The organism is Streptomyces sp. LARHCF249 (assembly GCF_052871255.1).
Map to the genome: position 1 here is coordinate 137,848 of NZ_JBIXJQ010000010.1, position 24,941 is coordinate 162,788.

Consider the following 24,941-nt stretch of genomic DNA (forward strand, 5'->3'; position numbering starts at 1 on the left):
CGGATGGTGCTCGGCGGAGGAGAGGCCGACGGGACCGGGCGTGCGCTGGCCGGGCGGGACGCGGCGATGGACGCCGCGCTCGGCGCGCTGTACGGCGGTGGCGGCGAGGGAGGCTCGCGCAAGGCTTCGGGCGCGCGGTCCGCCGGGCTCGGCGGGTCGGCGCCGAACGTGGCGCGCTGGCTCGGCGACATCCGTACGTACTTCCCCAGCTCGGTGGTCCAGATCATGCAGCGCGACGCCATCGAGCGGCTCGGCCTGTCCGCCCTGCTGCTGGAGCCGGAGATGCTGGAGGCCGTCGAACCCGACGTGCACCTGGTCGGCACCCTGCTCTCCCTGAACAAGGCGATGCCCGACACCACGAAGGAGACGGCCCGGGCCGTGGTCCGCAAGGTGGTCGAGCAGCTGGAGAAGCGCCTCGCGACCCGCACCCGGGCCACGCTCGCCGGCGCCCTGGACCGCTCCGCCCGGATCAGCCGCCCCCGCCACCACGACATCGACTGGAACCGCACGATCCGGGCCAATCTCAAGAACTACCTGCCCGAGTACCGCACGGTCGTCCCCGAACGGCTGATCGGCTACGGCCGGGCGGCGCAATCGGTGAAGAAGGAGGTGATCCTCTGCATCGACCAGTCGGGTTCGATGGCGGCCTCCGTCGTCTACGCCTCCGTCTTCGGCGCCGTCCTCGCCTCCATGCGCTCCATCGCCACCCGCCTCGTCGTCTTCGACACCGCCGTCGTCGACCTCACCGACCAGCTCGACGACCCGGTCGACGTCCTCTTCGGCACCCAGCTCGGCGGCGGCACCGACATCAACCGCGCGCTCGCCTACTGCCAGTCGAAGATCACCCGGCCCGCCGACACCGTCGTGGTCCTGATCAGCGATCTCTACGAGGGCGGCATACGCCACGAGATGCTCAAGCGGGTCGCCGCGATGAAGGCCTCCGGCGTCGAGTTCGTGACCCTGCTCGCGCTGTCCGACGAGGGCGCCCCGGCCTACGACCGCGAACACGCCGCCGCCCTCGCGGCCCTCGGCGCGCCCGCCTTCGCCTGCACCCCCGACCTGTTCCCGGAGGTGATGGTCGCGGCCCTGGAGAAGCGGCCCCTCCCCGTCCCCTGACGCGCCCGTACCGGCCGCCGTGTGAATCGGCCGATCGCACGAACTTCCAGCTCAACCGTGAGGCGATCTGTGACAGGTATCACCGCTCAGGTGTGATCTGCGATTTAGGGACCCACGGCCCACGGGGATAACCTGCGGGACGGACATGCCGCGTCCACGGTCACCGTGTGCGCCTTCCTTGTGACAGCGCCGTCACGTTGCCCTCCGCGGCACGCCCACGCAGATAGCAGACAACCGCGAATCACTGCGAATCTTTAAAAAAGACAAGGGACGGACGCGCGTGGACCTGTTCGAGTACCAGGCGAGGGACCTCTTCGCCAAGCACGGTGTACCGGTGCTGGCCGGTGAAGTCATCGACACGCCTGAGGCGGCTCGCGAGGCCACCGAGCGGCTGGGCGGCAAGTCGGTCGTCAAGGCGCAGGTGAAGGTCGGCGGCCGCGGCAAGGCCGGCGGCGTGAAGCTGGCCGCCACCCCGGACGAGGCTGTCGCCCGGGCGACGGACATCCTCGGCATGGACATCAAGGGCCACACGGTCCACAAGGTGATGATCGCCGAGACGGCCCCCGAGATCCTCGAGGAGTACTACGTCTCGTACCTCCTCGACCGGACCAACCGCACCTTCCTCGCCATGGCGTCGGTCGCGGGCGGCATGGACATCGAGCAGGTCGCCGAGGAGACCCCGGAGAAGCTCGCCAAGGTCCCGGTGAACGCCAACGAGGGCGTGACCATCGAGAAGGCCCGCGAGATCGTCGCCCTGGCGAAGTTCCCGGCCGAGGTCGCCGAGAAGGTCGCCGAGGTCCTCGTGACCCTGTGGGACACCTTCATCGCCGAGGACGCGCTCCTCGTCGAGGTCAACCCGCTCGCGAAGGTCGCCTCCGGCGACGTCATCGCGCTCGACGGCAAGGTCTCGCTCGACGAGAACGCCGAGTTCCGCCAGCCGGGCCACGAGGAGTTCGTGGACCACGCCGCCGCGAACCCCCTCGAGGCCGCCGCCAAGGCGAAGAACCTCAACTACGTGAAGCTCGACGGTGAGGTCGGCATCATCGGCAACGGCGCGGGTCTCGTCATGAGCACCCTCGACGTCGTCGCGTACGCCGGCGAGAACCACGGCGGCGTCAAGCCCGCCAACTTCCTGGACATCGGCGGTGGCGCCTCCGCCGCCGTCATGGCCAACGGTCTCGAGATCATCCTCGGCGACCCGGACGTCAAGTCCGTCTTCGTCAACGTCTTCGGTGGCATCACCGCGTGTGACGAGGTCGCCAACGGCATCGTCCAGGCGCTGGCCCTGCTGGAGGAGAAGGGCGAGGCGGTCACCAAGCCGCTCGTCGTCCGTCTCGACGGCAACAACGCCGAGCTGGGTCGCAAGATCCTCTCGGACGCCAACCACCCGCTGGTCCAGCGCGTGGACACCATGGACGGCGCGGCCGACAAGGCCGCCGAGCTCGCGGCTGCGAAGTAAGGGCAGAGGTCACAGACTCACATGGCTATCTTCCTCAACAAGGACAGCAAGGTCATCGTCCAGGGCATGACCGGTGCCACGGGCATGAAGCACACCAAGCTGATGCTGGCTGACGGCACCAACATCGTCGGCGGCGTGAACCCGCGCAAGGCCGGCACCACCGTCGACTTCGACGGCACCGAGGTCCCGGTCTTCGGCTCCGTCGCCGAGGCGATGGAGAAGACGGGCGCCAACGTCTCCGTCCTCTTCGTCCCGCCGGCCTTCGCCAAGGCCGCCGTCGTCGAGGCCATCGACGCCGAGATCCCGCTGGCCGTCGTCATCACCGAGGGCATCGCGGTGCACGACTCCGCCGCCTTCTGGTCGTACGCGACCGCCAAGGGCAACAAGACGCGGATCATCGGCCCGAACTGCCCGGGTCTGATCACCCCCGGCCAGTCCAACGCCGGCATCATCCCGGGCGACATCACCAAGCCCGGCCGCATCGGTCTCGTGTCCAAGTCCGGCACGCTGACCTACCAGATGATGTACGAGCTCCGTGACATCGGCTTCTCCTCGGCCGTCGGCATCGGTGGCGACCCGGTCATCGGCACCACGCACATCGACGCCCTCGAGGCGTTCGAGGCCGACCCCGACACCGACCTGATCGTCATGATCGGCGAGATCGGCGGCGACGCCGAGGAGCGTGCGGCGGACTTCATCGCGAAGAACGTCACCAAGCCGGTCGTCGGCTACGTCGCGGGCTTCACCGCCCCCGAGGGCAAGACCATGGGCCACGCGGGCGCCATCGTCTCCGGCTCTTCTGGCACCGCACAGGCCAAGAAGGAGGCCCTCGAGGCCGCCGGCGTGAAGGTCGGCAAGACGCCGACCGAGACCGCGAAGCTGGCGCGCGAGATCCTGAACGCCGCTCAGTAAGCAGCACACGTACGCGTGTACGGGCGCGGCCCGCACCCCCTCGGGGTGCGGGCCGCGCCCTTTCTCATGCCTGACCCGTCACTTCATGTCATTCGCTCTGCGGGGCGATCCGGGCCGGGCCGGCGGCCGGGTCGCCCCGCAGCTTGTCGTGGAGCAGCCTGCTGTGCTCGGTGAGCTGCTGGGGGCCGCTGAGCGGGGGCACGCCGGAGACGCTCTCGCCGGGCGCCCGCGGGGGCTCGTAGTGCGTGGGCGCGGTCGCGGCGGTGTAGGCGGTCGCCGCGGCGATCACCGCGGTCAGGCTGAGGGTCGCGCGCGTCCACATCCGGATGCGGCGCTCGCCGTAGCCCCGTACCGCTGCCGCCGGAGGCGGGTCGAGCTGCACGGCCGGCCGCAGTGCGTCGAACAGGTCGCGCAGCAGCGCGGACTGCTTCTCGGGCGGTACGTCGGCCAGTTCGGGGATCCGGTCGGCGAGGTCCTCGTGCGCGTTCAGGAGGCGGTTGCCGGTCGCGGGGGTGCTGGCCTCGGTCTCGGCGGCGGTGTCGGGGAGGTCCAGGCCGACGCCGTCGTAGAGCAGGACCGTACGGCGGTGGATGGTCGGCAGGGCGAGCATCGCGTCGAGGAGGATCCGGTCGGCGGGTTCGGCCGGGGGCTTGTCCGGGTGGCGGTGGGCGCGCCGGAACCGGTGCCAGGGGGAGAGGGCGTAGTCGTACGCGGCCGCGCGCACCCAGCCCGCCGGGTCCGGGTCGGCGGCCACGTCCGGCCACTGGTCCCAGGCCTGGCGGAACGCCCGCTCCACGGCCTCCAGGGCGAGGCCGCGGCGGCCGGTGAGGAGGTAGGTCTGCCGGGCGAGGTCGGCGGCGGTGCGGGCGTAGAGGGCGTCGAAGGCCTCGGCGGGGCCGCGGGGCGGTGCCGGTTCCTCGGCAGGGGGATCGGCGGGCTCGGGCGGCTCGGCCGGCGCGGCGGCGGCTTCGGGTTCGGGTTCGGGTTCGGGTTCGGCTTCAGTTTCGGCTTCGGGTTCGGCGTCGGGTTCGGCCGTTCGGGCGGATTCGTCCGGGGCGGCCGAACGGCCCGTGTGTCCCGCTGTGGTCGCCTCAGGGGCGGGTTCGGCCGAAGCGTCCGCGGGGGCCGCCCCGTCCGCCGCCGTATCTGACGCCTCCTCGGCTACGGCTACGGCTACGGCTCCGCCTACGGGCACGGGCACGCCTTCGGCGTCGGCCTCCAGGGCGCTCGCCGGGGCCGCGAGGCCGGCCAGGAAATCCGCGTACAGGGCGCGCTTGCGGCCGCGGGGGTGGGTGCGGCCCGATTCCCAGGAGCGGACCGTGGTCGTGGTGACGCCCACCGCCGACGCGACCTGTTCGGGCGTCAGCTGTGCGGCCTCGCGCAGTCTGCGGCGCTCTTTCGGGGCGGGCAGGCCCTCGACGCGTTGTGTCATGCCACGCTCCCCGCGACCTGGCAGCCCTGGGCGAAAAAGTACATAAACGTATATTGGGCGACACCACGGGCATTCGCCTGTTACCCGCTCATAGCGCGTGTCGTTGGCACCATGGCGGGGTGACCCAAGTGACCGAACGCGGGACCCCGTTGTCCGTGGCCCCGCGAGCCGTCGGGCGGCGCCGTTCCCCGGCGGCGGCCGCATGCGTGGTGGGCGGCGCCGTGGCGGCCGGGCTCGGGCTCGGCTTCCTCGCCGTGCTCGTCATCGTGCTGTGGATCAGCTCCCCCTATCCCGACAGCGGCCCCGGCGGGGCCCTGCACCTCGCCGCCGGCCTGTGGCTGCTCGCCCACGGGACGGAGCTCGTCCGGTACGAGACCCTCTCCGGCGTGCCCGCGCCCGTCGGCCTGACGCCCCTGCTGCTGGTCGCGCTGCCCGTGCTGCTCATGCGGCGGGCCGCGCGGCTGGGCAGCGCCTCCGAGGACGGGGAGGAAGTACTGCCGGCCAGCGCCGTCTTCTCGGCCGTGCTCTGCGGCTATCTGGCCGTCGGGGCCCTGGCGACCGTGTACGCGGCGGGCGGTCCGATGCCGGCCGATCCGATCAGCGCGGCCTGGCACGTTCCGCTGGTCGCCGTACTCGCCGCGGCGGGCGGGGTGTGGGCGGTACGGGGCCGTCCGCTCGGGCCGCCGCCGTCCTGGGTGCCGGCGGGCGTACGGAGGGCGGTCACGCGCCCTCGTTACGCGCTGGCGCTCCGGGCCGGTGCGGGCGGGGCCCTCGTCCTCCTGGGCGGTGGCGTGCTGCTCGTCGGCGGCTCGCTCGCGTGGCACGGGACCGAGGTCCAGGAGTCCTTCCTGTCGCTGACCGGGGTGTGGTCGGGCCGCTTCGCGGTGCTGCTGCTCGCGGTCGCGCTGATCCCGAACGCCATGGTCTGGGGCGCGGCCTACGCCCTCGGGCCCGGCTTCGCCCTCGGCGCCGGGGTGACCGCCACGCCGCTCGGGTTCACGGGCTCGCCCGCGCTGCCCCGGTTCCCGCTGCTTGCGGCGCTGCCGCCGGAGGGAGCCGGGACGCCGCTGACCTGGGCGGTCGCGGGGGTGCCGGTGGTGGCCGGGCTGGCGGTGGGCTGGTTCGCGGTGCGGCGGGCGCGGGAGGTGTCGTACGGGGAGACCGCGCTCACGGCTGCGCTGGGCGCGCTGGTGTGCGGGCTGGTCATGGCCGGGCTCGCGGCGGCCTCGGCAGGGCCGCTGGGGTCGCGGGCACTGGCCGACTTCGGGCCGGTGTGGTGGGCCACGGGGGCGGCGGCCTTCGCGTGGACGCTGCTGCTGGCGGTGCCGGTGGCGGTGGCGGTGCATGCGTGGCGGAACCGGCCGGCCGTGGCGATGGACGACGGCTGGCACGACAGCGGGGTACGCGAGATCCGCTGGGCGGCCCTGCGCCGAGCCGCGGGCACCCTGATCCCGGACATCACCCCACCCGTCCCCTTGCCCCAGCCCCCAGCCCCGACCCCGGCTTCGCCCCAAGCCCCGACCCCGGCCAACGTCCCGGCCCCGGCTCAGGCCCCGGCTTCGGCCCCAGACAAGGAGCCGGCTTCGGCCCCGGCTCCGGCTCGGGCCAACGCCCCGGCCCCGGCCCTGGCCCCGGACGAGAAGCCGGCTTCGGTTCCGGCCCGGGCCAACCCCAAGGCCCCAGCTTCGGCCCAGGCCCCCGCTCCGGCCAGCGCCCAGGCCCGGGCTCAGGTCCCGGCCCCGGCTCCGGCCAACGCCCCGGCCCCGGCCCTGGCCCCGGACAAGGAGCCTGCTTCGGTTCCGGCCCCGGCCAAGTCCAAGGCCTCAGCTTCGGCCCAGGCCCCCGCTCCGGCTAGCGCCCAGGCCCGGGCTCAGGTCCCGGCCCCGGCTCCGGCCAACGCCCAGGCCCCGGCTCCGGCCAAGGCCTCGGCCCCGGCTTTGGCTCCGGCCCCGGCCCTGGACAAGGAGCCGGCTTCAGTCCCGGCCAAGGGCCAGGCTCCGGCCGCGGCCAAGGCCAAGGCCCAGGCTCTGGCCAATGCCCAGGCCCTGGCTTCCGCCCAGGCCCAGGCCCAGGCTTCGGCGGCGGCTTCGGCCCACGCCCCGGTCCCGGTCCGGGCTCCGGTCCCGGCGCGGCCGCCCCGTCAGGTGACCGTCGTACCCGTGCTCAACCTGGACCTGCTCCCGGCGAAGCGGCCGCCGGCGCCGCCGGTGGAGGTGGCGGGCGCCCGCATCCTCCGCCGCCGCAAACCCCCGGCCTAGCCGGCCTAGCCGGCCTAGCCCGCACCCCAATCGCCGGCGAGGGTGTGCTTGCCCGGGCGGGCTGGATGTGCCCGGCGCGGCGGGGGGCGCCCCGCACCCCCTGCTCAATCCCCGGCAGGGCCGAAAGGGTGGTTGGTGGGGCTGGATTGTGCCCGGCGAGGTGGAGGTTGCCCGGCGGGTCCCGGCTGGGCCTGGAGGGGACTCCGCCCGGACGCCGGGCCTCACACCGGACAAGCTGAGATCGCCCCGGGGGCTGGATGCGCCCCGGCGGAGCCGAATCGGCCCGGCGGGCTCGGGGCGTGGGCGCCGCCCGGTACCTCCGTCGGCGCTGGGGCTCCGCCCCCTGCCTGCGTCGGGGCGGGACTCGCGCCTCTCGCGGCAGGCGGGCAGTGTGCCGGAGCCCGGTATCTCCGTGGGCGGTGGGGCTCCGGCCTCCTAGCCGCGTCGGCGCGGGGCTCGCGCCTCTGGCGGCAGGCGGGCAGTGCGACGGAGCCCGGTACCTCCGTGGGCGGTGGGGCTCCGGCCTCCTAGCCGCGTCGGCGTGGAGCTCGTGCCCCGCGCGGCAGGCGGGGAGTGTGCCGGAGCCCGGTACTCCCGTGGGCGGTGGGGCTCCGTCCCCCTAGCCGCGTCGGCGCGGGGCTCGCGCCTCTCGCGGCAGGCGGGGAGTGTGCCGGAGCCCGGTATCTCCGTGGGCGGTGGGGTGGGCTCCGCCCCCTGCCCGCGTCGGCGCGGGGCGCGTACCCCTCGCCGCAGGCGAGCAGTGCGACGGGCTCCGCCCCACGGCCCCCGTCGCAGGGGCGGGTGCCGGGCCCCCGGGCCCGCGGACCCCGGGGACTCGGCGGCGGAGAGCGATCGTTACCGGCGGACCTTCAGGACGTCGCCCAACACGTTGTCCGGCAGGAGCGAGTTGCACCGGAGCTCCGCCGCGTTCGTCAGGGCGTCGTCGCGGCAGACGTAGAAGTCCTTGTACGCGAGCTGCACGGCGTACGAGCTCATCGCCAGCAGGATCGCCAGCGAGGCCGTGACCAGGCCGCTCACCGCCGCCGTGCGCTGGGGGCGGGCCGCGTCGCCCAGGGCCGCCAGGCCGCCCGGGGAGCTCGGGCCGCCCTCGCCGGATTCCGCCGCCGGCTTGCCCCGCAGCGCGCTGATGCCCCAGTACAGGGCGAGCGCGCCCAGCAGCAGCCCCACCGACGGGATCCCGAAGATCCCGAAGAAGAAGCCCCACATGCCGGCCAGCAGTGCGTAGCGGGCGCGGCGCTGGATCGGGTCGGTCGGGTCCCAGCGCGTCGGCCCGCGCCCGCCGCCGCTCCCGGGGTCCTGCCGGTCGCCGCCGCCGTCTCCGCCGTCGCCGCCGCCGCGCGGCTGCCACGGCTGGTCGGGCCGGCCTTCCGGGGGAGCCGCGAAGGGGTTGTCGTCGGTGGGGGAGTCGGGCTGGCGGCGGTCCGGCATCGGGTGTGTTTCTTCCCCTGTGTCATGGACGTCAGGGCGACGTCGCGGCGGAGGCCAGGTGGGTGAGGCCTGTGTGCGGCTTGTAGGCCAGACGCTACCGCCCGCCCGTCACCCCGTCCCTCGGGGGCCGTCCGGTGTGCCGGTATCGTTGCAGGCGGTCGGTGGCTTCGTATGGTTCCCCGTATATCGGTACCCCGAAGTTTCGTATGACCACACAAAGACGAACACCGCATTCCCGTGAGAAAGGGCCTCCCATGGCCGCCTCCCGCCTGGTCGTGCTGGTCTCCGGTTCCGGCACCAACCTCCAGGCCCTGCTCGACGCCATCGACGCCCACCCCGGCGGACCCGAGGGCTTCGGCGCCGAAGTCGTCGCCGTGGGGGCCGACCGCGAGAACATCGCCGGTCTGGAGCGGGCCGAGAAGGCCGGGATCCCCACCTTCGTGTGCCCGGTCAAGGCGTACGGCAGCCGTGCGGAGTGGGACGCCGCCCTCACCGAGGCGACCGACGCCCACGCCCCGGACCTCGTCGTGTCCGCCGGTTTCATGAAGATCGTGGGCAAGGAGTTCATCGACCGCTTCGGCGGCCGGTTCATCAACACCCACCCTGCCCTCCTCCCCGCCTTCCCGGGCGCCCACGGCGTACGGGACGCGCTCGCCTACGGGGCGAAGGTCACCGGCTGCACGGTCCACTTCGTGGACTCCGGCGTGGACACCGGTCCGATCATCGCCCAGGGTGTCGTCGAGATCCGGGACGAGGACGACGAAGCCGCTCTCCATGAGCGCATCAAGGAAGTCGAGCGCCAGCTGCTCGTCGACGTCGTGGGGCGCCTGGCCCGGCACGGCTACCGCATTGAGGGACGAAAGGTAACAATCCAGTGACCGCCGTAGAGCGCGTAGAGACCGCAGACAGCAACGAACCGACCACGACCCAGCGGCCGATCCGGCGTGCGCTCGTCAGCGTCTACGACAAGACGGGACTGGAAGAGCTGGCCCGCGGGCTGCACGAGGCGGGCGTCGCGCTCGTCTCCACCGGCTCCACGGCCTCGAAGATCGCCGCGGCCGGGGTGCCCGTCACCAAGGTCGAGGAGCTCACCGGCTTCCCCGAGTGCCTCGACGGCCGCGTCAAGACCCTGCACCCGCGCGTGCACGCCGGCATCCTCGCCGACCTGCGCCTGGAGGACCACCGCAGCCAGCTGGCCGACATGGGTGTCGAGCCCTTCGACCTGGTGGTCGTCAACCTCTACCCCTTCCTCGAGACCGTCCAGTCGGGTGCGACCCCGGACGAGTGCGTGGAGCAGATCGACATCGGCGGCCCGTCGATGGTCCGCGCCGCCGCCAAGAACCACCCGTCGGTCGCCGTAGTCACCAGCCCCGAGCGCTACGCGGACGTACTCGCGGCCGCCCGGGGCGGCGGCTTCGACCTCACCGCGCGCAAGCGGCTGGCGGCCGAGGCCTTCCAGCACACCGCCGCCTACGACGTGGCCGTGGCGTCCTGGTTCACGAACGCGTACGCGCCGGAAGAGGGCGCCGTCCTGCCGGAGTTCCTCGCCGGTGCCTGGGAGCGCAAGTCGACCCTCCGCTACGGCGAGAACCCGCACCAGGCAGCCGCCCTGTACACGGACGGCCGGCCCGGCGGGCTCGCCAATGCCGAGCAGCTGCACGGCAAGGAGATGTCCTTCAACAACTACGTGGACACCGAGGCAGCCCGCCGGGCCGCCTACGACCACGAAGAGCCCTGCGTCGCGATCATCAAGCACGCCAACCCGTGCGGCATCGCGGTCGGTACGGACGTCGCCGCGGCGCACCGCAAGGCGCACGCCTGTGACCCGCTGTCGGCCTTCGGCGGTGTCATCGCCGTCAACCGCCCGGTGACCGTCGAGCTCGCCGAGCAGGTCGCGGAGATCTTCACCGAGGTCATCGCGGCCCCCGGCTACGAGGACGGCGCCGTCGAGGTCCTCGCCAAGAAGAAGAACATCCGGGTGCTCAAGGTGGACGGCACGCCGCACCAGCCGGGCGACCTCAAGCCGATCTCCGGCGGCGCACTGCTCCAGCAGTCGGACACGTTCGAGAAGGGCAGGCAGGCCGAGGGCGACGACCCGGCCCACTGGACCCTCGCCACCGGCGACGCGCTCTCCGCCGAGGAGCTCGCCGAGCTGGCCTTCGCGTGGAAGGCCTGCCGGGCCGTCAAGTCCAACGCCATCCTGCTCGCCAAGGACGGCGCCTCCGTCGGCGTGGGCATGGGCCAGGTCAACCGCGTCGACTCGGCGAAGCTCGCCGTCGAGCGGGCGGGCGCCGAGCGCGCGCAGGGCTCGTACGCCGCCTCCGACGCCTTCTTCCCGTTCCCCGACGGGCTGGAGATCCTCACGGCCGCCGGTATCAAGGCCGTGGTCCAGCCGGGCGGTTCGGTCCGTGACGAGCAGGTCGTCGAGGCCGCGGAGAAGGCCGGCGTGACGATGTACTTCACCGGCACCCGGCACTTCTTCCACTGAGTCCCGGGCACGGCCCCGTCAACGGCGAAGGCCGCGACCCACAGCGTGTGCTGCGGGTCGCGGCCTTCGCCGTATCGGTACGGGAATCAGTAGCGCGGGCGCTTGAACCAGGCGGCACCGGGGGCGGTGACCATCGCGGCGAGGATCAGGCCGCCGATGGCCAGGCTGACGACGCCGGCCGCGGGGCCGCCGCCCTCGGCGGCGCTGTTGGTGAAGTTGGCGAGGCCGCCCAGGATGGACAGCGAGCCGTAGACGATCGTCGTGATGCGCACGCCGTTGCCGCCCTTGGCGAACTTGGCGCCCAGGACGATGGCCAGCACGCCGAGGGCGAGGACGAAGACGCCGAGGGCGATCACGAAGCCGCCGACCACGTCACCGGCGGCGCCGCTCTCCGTGGTGGACAGGGCGGCGCCGCCGAGCAGCGCCAGGAGGCCGACGATGATCTGCAGGCCGCCGACCACGAAGAGCAGGACGCGGGCGGTCTTGACCAGGCCCGGCATCTGCATGGGGGCGCCCGGGTAGCCGCCGGGGCCGCCGGGGTACGCCGGGTATCCCTGGGGCGCCTGCTGCTGCGGGTAGGCGTAGCCGCCCTGCGGCGGAACGCCCTGCGGTGCCTGCTGCGGGTAGCCGTAGCCGGGCTGGCCCTGCGGGGCCTGGGGCTGCTGGCCGTACGGGTTGTTCGGGTCGCCGAAGCTCATCTTGGGGTGTTCCTCCGTGGAAGTGCGGGGACGCACGGCACGCGCGGAGGAAAGCTGTGTTCTACGGTCCGCCCCCCGGCACTGCCCGCGGCACTCTTTTCGGTCATCGTCGTCCGACCGGGCCGGACTTGTCCAGCCGGGCGCTCCGCGGACGGTGACTTGTTGTGCAAGTGCAATGAACCCAGTGAACCCGGTGAACGCCCGTGAACCCTCGAGAACCCCCGAGTACCCCCGAGTACCCCGAGAACTGTGCGGGCCCCGGAGCGCCTTGACTGGAACCGGGGGCACTCCATCCGGGAGGATGGCCACATGACCGCCCAGATTCTCGATGGCAAGGCCACCGCGGCCGCGATCAAGTCCGAACTGACCGCCCGTGTGGCGGCCCTCAAGGCCCGGGGCGTCACGCCCGGCCTCGGCACCCTGCTGGTCGGTGACGACCCGGGCAGCCGCTGGTACGTCAACGGCAAGCACAAGGACTGCGCCGAGGTCGGCATCGCCTCCATCCAGCGCGAACTGCCCGCGACGGCCTCCCAGGAGGACATCGAGGCGGTCGTACGGGAGCTCAACGCCAATCCGGAGTGCACCGGATACATCGTCCAACTCCCGCTCCCCAAGGGCATCGACACCAACCGGGTCCTGGAGCTGATGGATCCGCTGAAGGACGCCGACGGCCTGCACCCCATGTCGCTCGGCCGACTGGTGCTGAACGAGCCGGGCCCGCTGCCCTGCACCCCGTACGGGATCGTCGAACTCCTGCGCCACCACGGCGTCGGGATCAACGGCGCGCACGTCGTCGTCCTCGGACGGGGCATCACCGTCGGCCGCTCGATCGGTCTCCTGCTCACCCGCAAGTCCGAGAACGCCACCGTGACGCTCTGCCACACCGGTACCCGCGACCTCTCCCGGCTGCTGCGCCAGGCGGACATCGTCGTCGCCGCGGCCGGCGTCCCGCACCTGGTCAAGCCGGAGGACGTGAAGCCCGGCGCGGCCGTGCTCGACGTGGGCGTCAGCCGCGACGAGAACGGCAAGATCGTCGGAGACGTGCACCCCGGCGTCGCCGACGTGGCGGGCTGGATCTCCCCGAACCCGGGCGGCGTCGGCCCGATGACCCGGGCCCAGCTCCTGGTCAACGTCGTCGAGGCCGCGGAGCGGAGCACCAGTGCGGGCTGAGCGGGACGACGAGCGCGCGGTACCCGCCGCCGACGCCCGGTCCCGGCGCTTCCCGTCCGTCACCCGCGACACCGCCCGCCCCGAGGGCAGCGGCCGGGCCGTCCCCGGGGCCGTGTCCACGCCCGCCCGCCAGTGGCCGATGCTCAGCGTGCTCACCGCGACCGCGGCCGGGCTGCTGACCACGGCGATGGGGCAGCCGCGGATCGGCTGCCTGGTGATCGGCGTGGCCCTGATCACGGCCTCGGTGCTGCGGCGCGTGCTGCCCTCCGTGGGCATGCTCGCCGTGCGCTCCCGCTTCACGGACATGGTCACGTACGGGCTGCTGGGCGTGGCGATCACCCTGCTCGCGCTGGTGATGGAGCCCAAGCCGGTGCTGGAGATCCCGTTCCTGGAGTCGGCCGTCCGCTTCACCGTCCGCTGACCGCGCCGCTCCGGCGCTGCCGGAGCCGGCGCGGCGTCGCCGGGCCGAATGGGCCCCCGGGGCTCCGGCGGCGCCAGGGTCCGATAGCCTGACCGCGGATGTCTCTTCACGTCAAGATTTACTGGGAAGCGGCGTCCTCCAGCACATGGGGCGGGGACGCCCTACCGCCAGCTGTCTAACGGAGAAGGCCATGACCCGCACTCCCGTGAATGTCACCGTCACCGGCGCCGCCGGCCAGATCGGCTACGCGCTGCTCTTCCGCATCGCCTCCGGCCACCTGCTCGGCGCGGACGTGCCGGTCAAGCTCCGTCTTCTGGAGATCCCCCAGGGCATGAAGGCCGCTGAGGGCACCGCCATGGAGCTCGACGACTGCGCCTTCCCGCTGCTCAAGGGCATCGACATCTTCGACGACCCGAACCAGGGCTTCGAGGGTGCCAACGTCGCGCTGCTCGTCGGCGCCCGCCCGCGCACCAAGGGCATGGAGCGCGGCGACCTGCTCTCCGCCAACGGCGGCATCTTCAAGCCGCAGGGCAAGGCCATCAACGACCACGCCGCGGACGACATCAAGGTCCTGGTCGTGGGCAACCCGGCCAACACCAACGCGCTCATCGCGCAGGCCGCCGCCCCGGACGTACCGGCCGAGCGCTTCACCGCGATGACCCGCCTGGACCACAACCGCGCGATCTCGCAGCTGGCCGCCAGGACCGGCGCCGCCGTCTCCGACATCAAGCGCCTCACCATCTGGGGCAACCACTCGGCGACCCAGTACCCGGACATCTTCCACGCGGAGATCGCCGGCAAGAACGCCGCCGAGGTCGTCAACGACGAGCTGTGGCTCGCCGACACCTTCATCCCGACCGTCGCCAAGCGCGGCGCCGCGATCATCGAGGCCCGTGGCGCGTCCTCGGCCGCCTCGGCCGCCAACGCCGCCATCGACCACGTGCACACCTGGGTCAACGGCACCGCCGCGGGCGACTGGACCTCCATGGGCATCCCGTCGGACGGCTCCTACGGCGTCCCGGAGGGCATCATCTCCTCCTTCCCCGTCACCACCAAGGACGGCACGTACGAGATCGTCCAGGGCCTGGACATCAACGAGTTCTCCCGCGCCCGCATCGACGCCTCCGTGCAGGAGCTCGTCGAGGAGCGCGACGCGGTCCGCGAGCTCGGCCTCATCTGATCGAGGCTCCACTGCTCTGAAAGGCCCCGGCGCCCAGTGCGCCGGGGCTTTTTGGCGTGATCCGCCCTGTGCGGGCTCCGTACGGCCGCGTACGGTTTGCTCCCACACCTGAGGGGGGAACTCGGTGAGCGGTACCACTGCGGACGACGGCAGAGCGCCCGTCCACCCGTCGAAGACGGAGGCCGGACGGCTCCTGTGCGCCGGCGTCTATCTCGACACCGCCTACCGAGACCGGGTGATCGACGAGCTGTACGTCCACGAGGAGCGCTTCACCGCGCCCTCCTACGGATTCGACGCGGCCCGCGTCCTCGCCCACGCCCTGCGCGCCCGGCGCATCGAGATGGCCTGGGCGGTGGCGGTGGTGGCGGTCTGGGTCCTCGGGCTGCTGCTGCTCCAGACGTTCATCGTCTTCCTGATCGTCCCGGCGCTCCTGCTCAGCGGCGCCGGCCGGATCAAGCGGCTCCGCGACCGGACCGGCCGCGGCAGCCGCATCGTCGAGTACGTCCTGCGCGGGTACGCCGTCTGGATGCTCGGCAACGTCCTGTGGGGGGTGGTCGCCGGTTTCGCCGACGACCTGGTGAGACCGATGCGCTTCTCGGAATCCGGCTGGTTCCTCCCGTACCTCGGCGAGGTGATCGCGCGGAACCCGCTCGGCATCTTCCTTGAGTGGCCGCTGATGGGGCGGTTCTACGGGGAGGCCTACTCGTGGGTCGCCGTACTCGTCTTCCTCCTGCTCACGACCGTCGCCGGGCTCCAGCGGGGGTACCTCGCCCGGGTCCTGCGCCTGTCGCTGGACCGGGAGGGCTACGCCGCCGGGGCGGGCGACCTGGTGGTGACGGGCCGGCGCTTCGGGCGGGCCCGCGCGCGGATCCAGCGGATCCAGCACGCGCCCCTGGTCCTGTACGACGTGGGCAATCCGTTCTGCGGCGCCGGACAGGCACACCTGCCGTGGCAGCTGTCCGTCGAACTGCGGCCGCGCGGTGGCGGCGAGGCGCAGGAGCTGGACAACGCGCAGATCGTGGACCGGATCCGGCCACGGCTGGAGGCCCTGCGCGTTCCGTCGCCGCACGGCTCCCCGAAGGCGGAGGCCTCCGTGCTGGACCGGCTGCGCGAACTGGTCATCGACGAGTGCGTGTTCCTGCCGGCCGACGGGCTGCCCGACGTCGACTCCCTGGACCTGTCGGACGAGGCGTTCGCCGAGCACCGCGCCGCCGCCGTCGAGGAGGGCGGCGAGCGCCGCCGGCACTTCCTGCGCGTGCGGATCGGCGGCTGGGACGAGAACCTCGTCGTCACCGTCTTCATCCGGGTGCACACGCAGGGCGGCATGCTGATGCTGGAAGTCGCGCCGCACGTGCTGCTGCCCGTCCGGCCGGACTTCCAGCGGGCCGACGACACCGTCCAGCGGCAGCGGCGCAACACCGCCTTCGCCAAGGTGGTCTGGGCGGTCGTGAACGGTGCGGGCGCCCTCGGCCCGGCGCTGCTGGCCCTGGTGCGCGCGGCCCGCATCCCGTGGCGGATGGCCACCGCGGGGCACGGCGTGGCGATTCCGGCGGGGCCGGCCGTCTCCGTACGCGAACTCGCCTCGCAGACCGACGCCTCGCTGTTCCAGCTGATGGACCTGGACCGGTACCTGAAGACGGTCCAGGAGCGGATCGTCGGCGGGGTGGCCGTGGCCCTGCACGAGGCGGGCTGGCACACCAAGGAGTTCGCGGAGCGGGCCGTCAACGTCGCGGAGGGCGCGGTGTTCATCCAATCGGTGCACAACAGCGCCTTCGGCATCGGCGGAGTGAGCCACAACAGCGCCGTCAGCCACCAGGGCCCGGAGCCGGGCCGGGGCACGGGTGCGGGAGCGGGCAAGGGCATGGAGAAGAGGAGAAGCGGTGGCAGCGAGCGGTGGTAGCGGCGGTGGCGGTGGCGGCGGTGCGGATCAGTCCGCGGTACGGATCGGCGACATCCACGGCAGCAGCTTCAGCATCGGCGGCTCCCACAACACCAACAGCACCGTCCACCACGGTGGCGGTACGGGGGACGGCGCGCAGCCGGGCGCCGAGGAACTGCTGGAGGCCGTACGGGAGCTGCGCGCGGCCCTCGTACGCCTGCCCCGCAGCCCCGAACGGGCGGCGCTCGACGGCGAGCTGGACGAGGTGGCGGGCGAGTTGGAGGCGGGCGGAGAGGTGCAGCCGGGCCTGCCGGCCCGGCTGCGCGGGGCGCTGGAGAGATGGGCCCCGCTGGTGGACTCCGTGAGCGCGGCCACCGCCCTGGCCGCCCTGCTGACCCCACTGGGCGGCTGACGGTGGCCGAGGGGGAGGGCGGGGTCCGCTGGAACCCGCGGTCGCAGCGGTGGGAACGGGCGGCGGAGGCCGCTGCGCCGGCCCCGGCTGCACCGCCGGCCCCGGCCGACGCCCCGGTGCCGCCGACCGCACCCCCGGCTGCGACCCCGGATCCCGCCCCGCCCGCGCCCCCGGCCGGCTCCCCGTACTCGTCCCCGCCGGTGCCGCCCCCCGCGCGGCGCCGACGGATGCTGGTGGTGGTGACGGCGGTCGGCGTGGCCGTGCTGGGGGCCGCAGCCGTGGCCGGGTGGCTGTACCTGCGCGACAAGGGCCCCGACTCCGGCCCCGCGGAGGCCGAGTACACGCAGGTGCACGACACGGTGGCCGGTTTCTCGGTCCGCATCCCCCTGGGCTGGGAGGCCAGTCCCGGGGAGACCGCGTACGGGACCGTCTACCGCCCCGCCGGAGGCGACCGGAGCGCGGGGCTCCAGATCTTCCGGGCCGCCGGGGACACGACGACCGCCTGCGAGGTCCTGCGCGAGTCCACCGCGGAACTGAGCACGAACTCCGGCTACCGGGAGATCTCCAGGGAGCCCGTGGACGGTGACGGCTGCGAGCAGGTCTACGAGTACGAGGCCGCCCATGCCGTCGTCCGGCTCGTCGTCGCCTCCGACGACACCCGCTGGGTGGTCATGGTCTACGGCCCCAAGACCGGCGTCCCCCTCGTGCGCGAGCAGCTCGCGACGGCGGTCGGATCCTTCCGGACGGACTGAGCGGGCGCCGGCCCCGTACGGCGCGTCAGCTCTTGTACATGCCGGGCGTGTAGTGCCCCGGCACCATGCGCGTCGTGACGCCGATCCGGTTCCAGACGTTGATCGTCGCGATCACGGCGATCAGCTGGGCCAGTTCGCGCTCCTCGAAGTGCTTCGCGGCCTTCTCGTACACCTCGTCAGGTACGAAGCCGTCGGTCAGGACGGTCACCGCCTCGGTGAGCTCGATCGCGGCGAGCTCCTTCTCCGTGTAGAAGTGCCGCGACTCCTCCCAGGCGCCGAGCTGCACGATCCGCTCGACGCTCTCACCGGCCGCGATGGCGTCCTTGGTGTGCATGTCCAGGCAGAACGCACAGTGGTTGACCTGCGAGGCCCTGATCTTGACGAGTTCGACGAGGGCCGGGTCCAGGCCCTTCTTGGCAGCGATCTCCAGGCCCAGGACCGCCTTGTAGACCTCGGGGGCGAGCTTCGCCATGTGCATGCGGGGGGTGTGCTCGGGCGCGTTCGGTGTGTTCGTCATGTGATCCACCGTAGGAGACAGGCGGCCCGCCGCTATGGTCCATATCCATGACGGAATCCTGGGCCACTTTCGGTGCGGACCTGCACCTCGACCTCTCCGCCGGCCGCGGGCTGCGGGCCGGGCTGGCCGAGGCGCTGCGCGAGGCGGCCCGCAGCGGCCGGCTGGCGGCCGGGACCCGGCTGCCGTCCTCCCGCTCGCTCGCGGCCGACCTGGGGATCGCGCGGAACACGGTCGCGGAGGCCTACGCCGAACTCGTCGCCGAGGGCTGGCTGACGGCCCGCCAGGGTTCCGGCACCAGGGTCGCGGAACGGGCGAGGCCGCGCCGGGCGGCGGCGGCCGTCCGTGTATCCGGCGGCCCGCGTCCCCCGCGCCGCGGGCCCGCGTACAGCCTGCTGCCCGGTTCCCCGGATCTGAGCGGCTTCCCGCGGGCGGCCTGGCTGTCGGCGGCCCGGCGGGCGCTGACCGACGCGCCGAACGAGGCCTTCGGGTACGGACCCGACGGGCGCGGCCGGCCCGAGCTGCGCGAGGCGCTGACCGGGTACCTGGCGCGGGCGCGCGGGGTGTACGCGGATCCCGAGCGGATCGTGCTGTGCGCCGGCTTCGCGCACGGGCTGACCCTGCTGGCCCGGGTGCTGCGGGCGCGGCGGGTGCGGGAGATGGCGGTGGAGGGGTACGGCCTGGACATCCACCGGAACCTGCTCACGGGGGCGGGCCTGCGGACCCGGCCGCTGGGGGTGGACGGGGACGGGGCCCGCACGGGGGAGCTGACCGGCGGGGTCGGCGCCGTCCTGCTGACCCCGGCGCACCAGTTCCCGACCGGCGCCGCCCTGACCCCGGCCCGCCGGGCGGCGGCGGTCGACTGGGCCCGGACCACCGGCGGGTTGATCCTGGAGGACGACTACGACGGGGAGTTCCGCTACGACCGCCAGCCGGTGGGCGCCCTGCAGGGACTGGACCCGGACCGGGTGGTCTACCTCGGCACGGCGAGCAAGTCCCTGGCGCCGGGGCTGCGGATGGGCTGGATGGTGGTCCCGCCGGGGCTGCTGGACGGGGTCCTGGCCGCCAAGGGAGTGAGCGACCGGACCTCCAGCGCGCTGGACCAGCTCACGCTGGCGGAGTTCATCACCTCGGGGGCGTACGACCGCCACGTGCGCGGCATGCGCCTGCGCTACCGGCGCCGCCGGGACGAGCTCGTGGCGGCCGTCGGGGACCGGGTCGGCATCTCGGGGATCGCGGCGGGCCTGCACGCGGTGCTGGACCTTCCCGGGGGGACGGAGAGGTCGGTGCTGCAGTCGGCGGCTTGGCAGGATCTGGCCGTGCAGGGCCTCGCGTGGTTCCGCCACCCGGAGGCGGCCCTCCCCCCGCGCGACGCCCTGGTCGTGGGCTACGGCACCCCTTCGGACAGCGCCTGGACCCCGACCCTGGCCGCGCTCGCGGCGGCCCTGCCGTGAGCTCCGCTGCCGGCGGCGGCGCCCGGGCCGGACCAGGTCAGGCGGCGGGGGCGGGCGCAGGCTCCGGCGGTTCCCCGAAGCGGGCCAGGGCCAGGGAGCCGGTGAGGGCCACCGCGAAGCCGAGGACGGCCAGCCAGGTCAGGCCTTCGCGGGTGCGGTCGCCGAGCCAGGCCACGCCGACCACTGCCGGGCCGACCGTTTCGCCCAGTACCAGGCCGGCCGTTGCCGCCGTCACCGAGCCGCGCTGGAGGGCCGAGGTGAGGAGGAGGAACGCCGCGCCGCCGCCCAGGAGGAGGGCGTACAGGGCGGGGTTGCGCAGGTCCCACACGGAGTCGATGAGGCGGACGGCGACCTCGACGACGCCGAAGCCCGTGCCCGACGCGAAGCCGAGTACCAGCGCCCGCGGCCCGTCCGGGAGCCGGCCCGCCGCCGCGCCGACCAGCAGCACCAGCCCCGCCACCCCCAGCAGCCCCAGCTTCAGCGCGAGCGATCCGGCCCCCGAGCCCTCCTCCCCGGAGGCCAGCCCCAGCATCAGCAGTCCCGCGCACACCACCGCCACCGCGCCCCACTCCGTCCGCGACAGCCGGACCTCCAGCAGCCGGGCCGCGACCACCGCCGTCACCGCCAGGCTCGCGGCCAGGGCCGCCCCGACCGCGTAGATCGGGATGTGGCGCAGCGCGATGATCTGGAGCACGAAGCCCATCGCGTCCAGGCCCAGACCGGCGAGATACCGCCACTGCCGGAGCGCCCGCAGCAGCAGCGCCGGGTCCACCCCGGACCCCGTCCCCGGCTCCGCCGCCCGCGCCGCGACCGCTTGCAGAACGGACGCCGTACCGAAACAGGCCGCCGCACCGAGTGCGCAAATCATCCCAATGAGCACGAACTGACTCTAAGTCACGGATCTGAGGACGGCCGGATTCCATCGGCCGGGGGCCCCGCTCTAGTCTGTCGGCAGCACGCCAGGACCTAGGGGGAGCAGCAGGTATGGACACCAGCAGCACCAACAAGCGCCGTATGCGCTCCGGCGCCGTCGCACTCGGCGGCATGGGCCTGCTCGCGGCCACGCTCGTGGCCTGCGGCAGCAGCAGCGAGCCGGACAAGCGCTGTGCGTCCCGCTCCACGCTGGAACACCTGAACAACAAGGAGTGCAAGAGCGGCGGTACCGGCGCGTACTACTACGGCGGCACCGTCAAGAGCGGCAAGGTCACCGGCGGCAGCTTCGACAAGTCCGCCGTCACCCGCGGCGGCATCGGCGGCCACTCGAGCTCCGGCTCCAGCGGCGGCTGAGGAAACCGGAACCATGCAGCGGCACACCATCGAGCCCCGCCCCGACTGGCAGAAGACCGTCGAGGAACAGGGGCTGATCTACCCCCTCACCCGGTATCCCGACGACTCCCTGCGCCCCTACTGGGACGAGAGCGCGTACTACTCGTTCTCGCTCCCCGAGGTGGAGGCGCTGGAGAACGTGGTCGAGGAGCTGCACGCCATGTGCCTGGCCGCGGCCGCGCACATCGTCGAGCACGACCGGTTCGCGGACCTCGGCATCACCGACCCCAAACTGGCCGCGCTGATCGCCGAGTCCTGGCGCCGCCGTGCCGAACAGCCCTCCCTGTACGGCCGTTTCGACCTGTGCTACGACGGCAGCGGCAGCCCGGCCAAGATGCTGGAGTACAACGCCGACACCCCCACCTCCCTGGTGGAGGCGGCCAGTCCGCAGTGGTTCTGGATGGAGGAACGGTTCCCCGGCGCCGACCAGTGGAACTCCCTCCACGAGCGCCTCGTCGACGCCTGGCGCCGGCAGGCCGAGCTGCTGCCGCCCGGCCCCCTGCACTTCGCGCACTCCGAGACCGACGAGCTCGGCGAGGACCTGATGACGGTGGCCTACCTCCAGGAGACCGCCGAGCAGGCGGGCCTGGACACCCAGGCCCTGTCCGTCGAGCAGATCGGCTGGGACAGCCTGTCCGGCCGCTTCGTGGACGAGAAGCTCCGCTTCATCCGCAGCTGCTTCAAGCTCTACCCCTGGGAGTGGCTGGCCACGGACCAGTTCGGCCCCCAGGTCCTCGGCACCTACGACCACGGCGGCGGCTCCGGCACCACCTGCTGGATCGAGCCGCTGTGGAAGATGCTGCTGTCCAACAAGGCGCTGCTCGCGATCCTGTGGGAGCTCTTCCCGGAGCACCCGAACCTGCTGCCCGCCTACCTCGACGGCCCGCGCGAGCTGGCCGGGGAGGGTGGTTACGCGGCCAAGCCGCTGCTGGGCCGCGAGGGCGCCGGCGTCACCCTCCACGCACCCGGCGGCGAGCCCTTCGCGGCGCGGGACGACGAGAAGTACTGCTTCCAGGGCCTGGCCCCGCTGCCCGACTTCGACGGCAACCGGGTGGTGCTCGGCGCGTGGGTCGTCGAGGACGAGGCGGCGGGGCTCGGCATCCGCGAATCGGCGGGGCCGGTCACGGACGAGTACGCCCGCTTCCTGCCCCACGTCATTCTGTAGAACGCAGCATTCCCCGGGTCAGGAGGACAGGACCGACCGGAGCTGCTCCAGGCCCCAGTCCAGGTCCTCCTTGCTGATCACCAGCGGCGGGGCGATCCGGATCGTCGACCCGTGGGTGTCCTTCACCAGGACGCCCCGTTCCATCAGCTTCTCGGAGATCTCCCGTCCGGTCCCGCGCGACGGGTCGACGTCCACGCCCGCCCACAGCCCCCGCCCCCGTACGGCGGTCACCGCGCCCCCGCCGACCAGCAGGTTCAGCTCCCGGTGCAGGTGGTCGCCGAGCTCTGTGGCGCGCTGCTGGTACTCGCCGGTCTTCAGCATTGCGAGGACCTCCAGGGCGACGGCACAGGCCAGCGGGTTCCCGCCGAAGGTGGACCCGTGCTCGCCCGGCCGGAAGACCCCGAGCACGTCCCGGTCGGCGACCACGGCCGAGACGGGCACCACTCCGCCGCCGAGCGCCTTGCCGAGGATGTACACGTCGGGGACGACCCCCTCGTGCTCGCACGCGAAGGTCCTGCCGGTGCGGCCCAGCCCCGACTGGATCTCGTCCGCCATGAACAGGACGTTCCGCTCGCGCGTGAGCTGCCGTACGCCGCTCAGGTACCCGGCGGGCGGCACGAGCACCCCCGCCTCGCCCTGGATCGGCTCCAGCAGGACGGCCACGGTGTGCGCGGTGACCGCCGACTCCAGCGCGGTCAGGTCGCCGTACGGGACGATCTCGAAGCCGGGGGTGTACGGGCCGTAGTGGTCGCGCGCCTCGTGGTCCGTGGAGAAGGAGACGATCGTCGTCGTCCGGCCGTGGAAGTTGTTCGCCGCGACCACGATCTTGGCGTGGCCGTCCGGGACGCCCTTGACCTCGTACCCCCACTTGCGGGCGGTCTTCACGGCCGTCTCCACGGCCTCCGCGCCCGTGTTCATGGGCAGCACCATCTCCTTGCCGCACAGCGCGGCGAGTTCGGCGCAGAAGTCGGCGAAGCGGTCGTGGAAGAAGGCGCGCGAGGTGAGCGTGACGCGGTCCAGCTGCGCGTGGGCGGCGTCCAGCAGACGGCGGTTGCCGTGCCCGAAGTTGAGCGCCGAGTAGCCGGCGAGCATGTCCAGGTACCGGCGGCCCTCCACGTCGGTCATCCACGCGCCGTCCGCGGACGCGACGACGACGGGCAGCGGGTGGTAGGTGTGCGCGCTGTGCGCGTCGGCGGAGCGGATGGCATCAGCAGTTGTCGACACGGGGTCTCCGATCGTCCGTCAGGCCTGTGACGAGGGTGGCGTCACTGTCCATCCTCGCTCGCGGAAGCGACGGAGAAACCTTTCTTGCGGCGCGCCCTGCCGCGCCCGCTAAGGTGGTCGGTACGCACGGCGACTGGCGTACGGAGAACGAACTCCGGGGGAGTCGTGCGCGCTCGACCGCACACAGGGCCGCTCGCCTGGGCCTCGCGGGGTACCGATCACATCGACCCCGGAGGAGCCCGCCATGTCCGCGAGCCGCCATCCCGCCCTTTTCGCGACCGACCCCGAGCTGGCGTCGTTCGTCGCGGCGGAGGAAACCCTGCAGGCCGAGACCCTGCGCCTGATCCCCAGTGAGAACTACGTGTCCGCCGCCGTCCTCGAGGCCTCGGGCACGGTGCTGCAGAACAAGTACAGCGAGGGCTATCCGGGCCGGCGCTACTACGAGGGCCAGCAGAACATCGACCGGGTCGAGGCGCTGGCCGTCGAGCGGGCGAAGGGCCTGTTCGGGGTGGACCACGCCAACGTCCAGCCGTACTCCGGCTCGCCCGCGAACCTGGCCGTCTACCTGGCCTTCGCGAAGCCGGGCGACACGGTGATGGGCATGGCGCTGCCGATGGGCGGGCACCTCACGCACGGCTGGGGCGTCTCGGCGACGGGGTCGTGGTTCCGGGGCGTGCAGTACGGGGTCCAGCCCGGCACCGGACTGATCGACTACGACGCGGTGCGCGACCTGGCCCTTGCCGAGCGCCCGAAGATCATCTTCTGTGGCGGCACGGCGCTGCCCCGCACGATCGACTTCGCCGCCTTCGCGTCGATCGCGGAGGAGGCGGGCGCGGTCCTGGTCGCGGACGTGGCCCACATCGCGGGTCTGATCGCCGGCGGGGCGCACCCGTCCCCGGCGGGTCATGCGGACGTGATCTCGACGACCACGCACAAGACGCTGCGGGGGCCGCGGGGCGCGATGCTGATGTGCCGGGAGGAGCACGCGAAGGCCATCGACAAGGCCGTGTTCCCCGGGCTCCAGGGCGGGCCGCACAACCAGACGACCGCCGGTATCGCGGTCGCGCTGCACGAGGCGGCGCAGCCGGCCTTCGTCTCGTACGCGCACGCGGTCGTGGCCAATGCCAAGGCCCTGGCGGAGGCCCTGCTGGCGCGGGGCTTCGACCTGGTGTCGGGCGGTACGGACAACCACCTGATCCTGATGGACCTCACCTCGCGGGACGTACCGGGCAAGGTGGCGGCCAAGGCGCTGGACCGGGCGGGGATCGTGGTGAACTACAACACGGTGCCGTTCGACCCGCGCAAGCCGTTCGATCCGTCGGGGATCCGGATCGGCACGCCGTCGCTGACGTCCCGCGGGCTGGGCGCGGCCCACATGGCGCAGGTCGCCGAGTGGATCGCGCGGGCCGTCGACGCCGCGGCCAAGCCGGACGAGGCCGCGCTCGCGGCGATCCGGGCCGAGGTCGCGGACCTGATGGCCGCGCACCCGGCCCCGGGGCTCCCGCTGTCCTGACCCTGCGGCCCGCCCCGGCCCGACCGGAAAGCGGTCGCTTGGCCGGGGCGGGATCCGGACGGTGCGCTACCGGGCGGTACCGCGGCCCGGCACGGGACGGCCCGCCGCGACCCGGAAGG

Annotated in this window: 22 protein-coding genes and 1 riboswitch; of the genes, 16 read left to right on the forward strand and 6 right to left on the reverse strand. The window is 73.1% G+C overall.

The features are described from left to right. Positions 1-3: 3 nt before the first annotated feature. The 3 genes from ACIPUC_RS27235 (at position 4) to sucD (ending at position 3,487) form a co-directional block, all read left to right on the forward strand. Complete coding sequence (locus tag ACIPUC_RS27235) at positions 4-1,116, forward strand: VWA domain-containing protein (RefSeq protein WP_446593053.1); 1,113 nt, start codon at positions 4-6, stop codon at positions 1,114-1,116. A gap of 280 nt (positions 1,117-1,396) precedes the next feature. Beyond that, positions 1,397-2,575, forward strand: coding sequence for an ADP-forming succinate--CoA ligase subunit beta (gene sucC, locus ACIPUC_RS27240; RefSeq protein ID WP_446592805.1), 1,179 nt, complete (start codon positions 1,397-1,399; stop codon positions 2,573-2,575). Between the two features lie 21 nt (positions 2,576-2,596). Further along, positions 2,597-3,487 (forward strand): succinate--CoA ligase subunit alpha, encoded by an 891-nt coding sequence (sucD, locus tag ACIPUC_RS27245; RefSeq protein WP_215016991.1) that lies wholly within the window; start codon positions 2,597-2,599, stop codon positions 3,485-3,487. 88 nt (positions 3,488-3,575) lie between these two features. Here sucD and ACIPUC_RS27250 read toward each other — a convergent pair whose 3' ends face one another. Next, complete coding sequence (locus ACIPUC_RS27250; RefSeq protein ID WP_446592806.1) at positions 3,576-4,919, reverse strand: helix-turn-helix domain-containing protein; 1,344 nt, start codon at positions 4,917-4,919, stop codon at positions 3,576-3,578. Between the two features lie 119 nt (positions 4,920-5,038). Here ACIPUC_RS27250 and ACIPUC_RS27255 point away from each other — a divergent pair, with 119 nt between their 5' ends. Then, positions 5,039-7,177 (forward strand): cell division protein PerM, encoded by a 2,139-nt coding sequence (locus ACIPUC_RS27255; RefSeq protein WP_446592807.1) that lies wholly within the window; start codon positions 5,039-5,041, stop codon positions 7,175-7,177. Between the two features lie 855 nt (positions 7,178-8,032). On the opposite strand, the gene ACIPUC_RS27260 is transcribed toward ACIPUC_RS27255, so the two are convergent. Continuing rightward, positions 8,033-8,626 (reverse strand): hypothetical protein, encoded by a 594-nt coding sequence (locus ACIPUC_RS27260; protein ID WP_446592808.1) that lies wholly within the window; start codon positions 8,624-8,626, stop codon positions 8,033-8,035. Between the two features lie 254 nt (positions 8,627-8,880). Between ACIPUC_RS27260 and purN the strand changes: the two genes are divergently transcribed. Together purN and purH are read left to right on the forward strand one after the other, a co-directional pair. Then, positions 8,881-9,504 carry a phosphoribosylglycinamide formyltransferase gene (purN, locus tag ACIPUC_RS27265; protein ID WP_446592809.1) on the forward strand — a complete coding sequence of 208 codons (624 nt, stop codon included), beginning with the start codon at positions 8,881-8,883 and terminating at the stop codon, positions 9,502-9,504. Further along, the gene (purH, locus tag ACIPUC_RS27270) at positions 9,501-11,114 is read left to right on the forward strand and encodes a bifunctional phosphoribosylaminoimidazolecarboxamide formyltransferase/IMP cyclohydrolase (protein ID WP_446592811.1); all 1,614 of its coding nucleotides are present in this window, start codon (positions 9,501-9,503) and stop codon (positions 11,112-11,114) included. Before purN ends, purH begins: the two co-directional genes overlap by 4 nt. Positions 11,115-11,200: 86 nt before the next feature. Here the strand turns inward: purH and ACIPUC_RS27275 are convergent, their stop codons facing one another. Further along, positions 11,201-11,812 (reverse strand): hypothetical protein, encoded by a 612-nt coding sequence (locus ACIPUC_RS27275; RefSeq protein WP_446592812.1) that lies wholly within the window; start codon positions 11,810-11,812, stop codon positions 11,201-11,203. Between the two features lie 309 nt (positions 11,813-12,121). Here ACIPUC_RS27275 and ACIPUC_RS27280 point away from each other — a divergent pair, with 309 nt between their 5' ends. The 6 genes from ACIPUC_RS27280 (at position 12,122) to ACIPUC_RS27305 (ending at position 17,626) form a co-directional block, all read left to right on the forward strand. Beyond that, positions 12,122-12,982: a bifunctional methylenetetrahydrofolate dehydrogenase/methenyltetrahydrofolate cyclohydrolase gene (locus ACIPUC_RS27280; RefSeq protein ID WP_446592813.1), complete on the forward strand. Its 861-nt coding sequence runs from the start codon at positions 12,122-12,124 to the stop codon at positions 12,980-12,982. Beyond that, the gene (locus ACIPUC_RS27285; RefSeq protein WP_446592814.1) at positions 12,972-13,403 is read left to right on the forward strand and encodes a DUF3017 domain-containing protein; all 432 of its coding nucleotides are present in this window, start codon (positions 12,972-12,974) and stop codon (positions 13,401-13,403) included. The genes ACIPUC_RS27280 and ACIPUC_RS27285 overlap by 11 nt, the downstream gene beginning before the upstream one ends. Before the next feature lie 190 nt (positions 13,404-13,593). Then, positions 13,594-14,583: a malate dehydrogenase gene (locus ACIPUC_RS27290; protein ID WP_446592816.1), complete on the forward strand. Its 990-nt coding sequence runs from the start codon at positions 13,594-13,596 to the stop codon at positions 14,581-14,583. Positions 14,584-14,707: 124 nt separating this feature from the next. Next, positions 14,708-16,483: a hypothetical protein gene (locus ACIPUC_RS27295; RefSeq protein WP_446592817.1), complete on the forward strand. Its 1,776-nt coding sequence runs from the start codon at positions 14,708-14,710 to the stop codon at positions 16,481-16,483. Beyond that, positions 16,464-16,874 (forward strand): hypothetical protein, encoded by a 411-nt coding sequence (locus ACIPUC_RS27300; RefSeq protein WP_446592819.1) that lies wholly within the window; start codon positions 16,464-16,466, stop codon positions 16,872-16,874. Before ACIPUC_RS27295 ends, ACIPUC_RS27300 begins: the two co-directional genes overlap by 20 nt. Before the next feature lie 2 nt (positions 16,875-16,876). Next, complete coding sequence (locus ACIPUC_RS27305) at positions 16,877-17,626, forward strand: hypothetical protein (RefSeq protein WP_446592821.1); 750 nt, start codon at positions 16,877-16,879, stop codon at positions 17,624-17,626. Between the two features lie 25 nt (positions 17,627-17,651). On the opposite strand, the gene ACIPUC_RS27310 is transcribed toward ACIPUC_RS27305, so the two are convergent. Then, complete coding sequence (locus ACIPUC_RS27310; RefSeq protein WP_446592822.1) at positions 17,652-18,143, reverse strand: carboxymuconolactone decarboxylase family protein; 492 nt, start codon at positions 18,141-18,143, stop codon at positions 17,652-17,654. A gap of 47 nt (positions 18,144-18,190) precedes the next feature. Here ACIPUC_RS27310 and pdxR point away from each other — a divergent pair, with 47 nt between their 5' ends. Then, positions 18,191-19,594 carry a MocR-like pyridoxine biosynthesis transcription factor PdxR gene (gene pdxR / locus ACIPUC_RS27315; protein ID WP_446592824.1) on the forward strand — a complete coding sequence of 468 codons (1,404 nt, stop codon included), beginning with the start codon at positions 18,191-18,193 and terminating at the stop codon, positions 19,592-19,594. A 37-nt stretch (positions 19,595-19,631) separates the two neighbouring features. Here the strand turns inward: pdxR and ACIPUC_RS27320 are convergent, their stop codons facing one another. Continuing rightward, complete coding sequence (locus ACIPUC_RS27320) at positions 19,632-20,462, reverse strand: hypothetical protein (protein ID WP_446593054.1); 831 nt, start codon at positions 20,460-20,462, stop codon at positions 19,632-19,634. A 116-nt stretch (positions 20,463-20,578) separates the two neighbouring features. On the opposite strand from ACIPUC_RS27320, the gene ACIPUC_RS27325 reads away from it, so the two are divergent. Both ACIPUC_RS27325 and ACIPUC_RS27330 read left to right on the forward strand, forming a co-directional pair. Beyond that, positions 20,579-20,881, forward strand: coding sequence for a hypothetical protein (locus ACIPUC_RS27325; RefSeq protein ID WP_446592826.1), 303 nt, complete (start codon positions 20,579-20,581; stop codon positions 20,879-20,881). 13 nt (positions 20,882-20,894) lie between these two features. Next, positions 20,895-22,085, forward strand: a complete 1,191-nt coding sequence (locus ACIPUC_RS27330) for a glutathionylspermidine synthase family protein (RefSeq protein ID WP_446592828.1) — start codon at positions 20,895-20,897, stop codon at positions 22,083-22,085. Between the two features lie 18 nt (positions 22,086-22,103). On the opposite strand, the gene rocD is transcribed toward ACIPUC_RS27330, so the two are convergent. Further along, positions 22,104-23,309, reverse strand: a complete 1,206-nt coding sequence (gene rocD, locus ACIPUC_RS27335) for an ornithine--oxo-acid transaminase (protein WP_446592830.1) — start codon at positions 23,307-23,309, stop codon at positions 22,104-22,106. A gap of 119 nt (positions 23,310-23,428) precedes the next feature. Then, positions 23,429-23,519: riboswitch (ZMP/ZTP riboswitch) on the forward strand. A gap of 34 nt (positions 23,520-23,553) precedes the next feature. On the opposite strand from rocD, the gene ACIPUC_RS27340 reads away from it, so the two are divergent. Next, positions 23,554-24,822 carry a serine hydroxymethyltransferase gene (locus tag ACIPUC_RS27340; RefSeq protein WP_446592832.1) on the forward strand — a complete coding sequence of 423 codons (1,269 nt, stop codon included), beginning with the start codon at positions 23,554-23,556 and terminating at the stop codon, positions 24,820-24,822. Positions 24,823-24,941: the final 119 nt, after the last annotated feature.

What these genes read in the sequence shown, in the direction of transcription:
- ACIPUC_RS27235 (WP_446593053.1), top strand. Translation starts at nt 4, where the DNA reads ATGGTGCTCGGCGGAGGAGAGGCCGACGGGACCGGGCGTGCGCTGGCC.
- sucD (WP_215016991.1), top strand. Translation starts at nt 2,597, where the DNA reads ATGGCTATCTTCCTCAACAAGGACAGCAAGGTCATCGTCCAGGGCATG.
- ACIPUC_RS27250 (WP_446592806.1), bottom strand. Translation starts at nt 4,919, where the DNA reads ATGACACAACGCGTCGAGGGCCTGCCCGCCCCGAAAGAGCGCCGCAGA.
- ACIPUC_RS27260 (WP_446592808.1), bottom strand. Translation starts at nt 8,626, where the DNA reads ATGCCGGACCGCCGCCAGCCCGACTCCCCCACCGACGACAACCCCTTC.
- purN (WP_446592809.1), top strand. Translation starts at nt 8,881, where the DNA reads ATGGCCGCCTCCCGCCTGGTCGTGCTGGTCTCCGGTTCCGGCACCAAC.
- ACIPUC_RS27275 (WP_446592812.1), bottom strand. Translation starts at nt 11,812, where the DNA reads ATGAGCTTCGGCGACCCGAACAACCCGTACGGCCAGCAGCCCCAGGCC.
- ACIPUC_RS27280 (WP_446592813.1), top strand. Translation starts at nt 12,122, where the DNA reads ATGACCGCCCAGATTCTCGATGGCAAGGCCACCGCGGCCGCGATCAAG.
- ACIPUC_RS27290 (WP_446592816.1), top strand. Translation starts at nt 13,594, where the DNA reads ATGACCCGCACTCCCGTGAATGTCACCGTCACCGGCGCCGCCGGCCAG.
- ACIPUC_RS27310 (WP_446592822.1), bottom strand. Translation starts at nt 18,143, where the DNA reads ATGACGAACACACCGAACGCGCCCGAGCACACCCCCCGCATGCACATG.
- pdxR (WP_446592824.1), top strand. Translation starts at nt 18,191, where the DNA reads ATGACGGAATCCTGGGCCACTTTCGGTGCGGACCTGCACCTCGACCTC.
- ACIPUC_RS27320 (WP_446593054.1), bottom strand. Translation starts at nt 20,462, where the DNA reads ATGATTTGCGCACTCGGTGCGGCGGCCTGTTTCGGTACGGCGTCCGTT.
- ACIPUC_RS27325 (WP_446592826.1), top strand. Translation starts at nt 20,579, where the DNA reads ATGGACACCAGCAGCACCAACAAGCGCCGTATGCGCTCCGGCGCCGTC.
- ACIPUC_RS27330 (WP_446592828.1), top strand. Translation starts at nt 20,895, where the DNA reads ATGCAGCGGCACACCATCGAGCCCCGCCCCGACTGGCAGAAGACCGTC.
- ACIPUC_RS27340 (WP_446592832.1), top strand. Translation starts at nt 23,554, where the DNA reads ATGTCCGCGAGCCGCCATCCCGCCCTTTTCGCGACCGACCCCGAGCTG.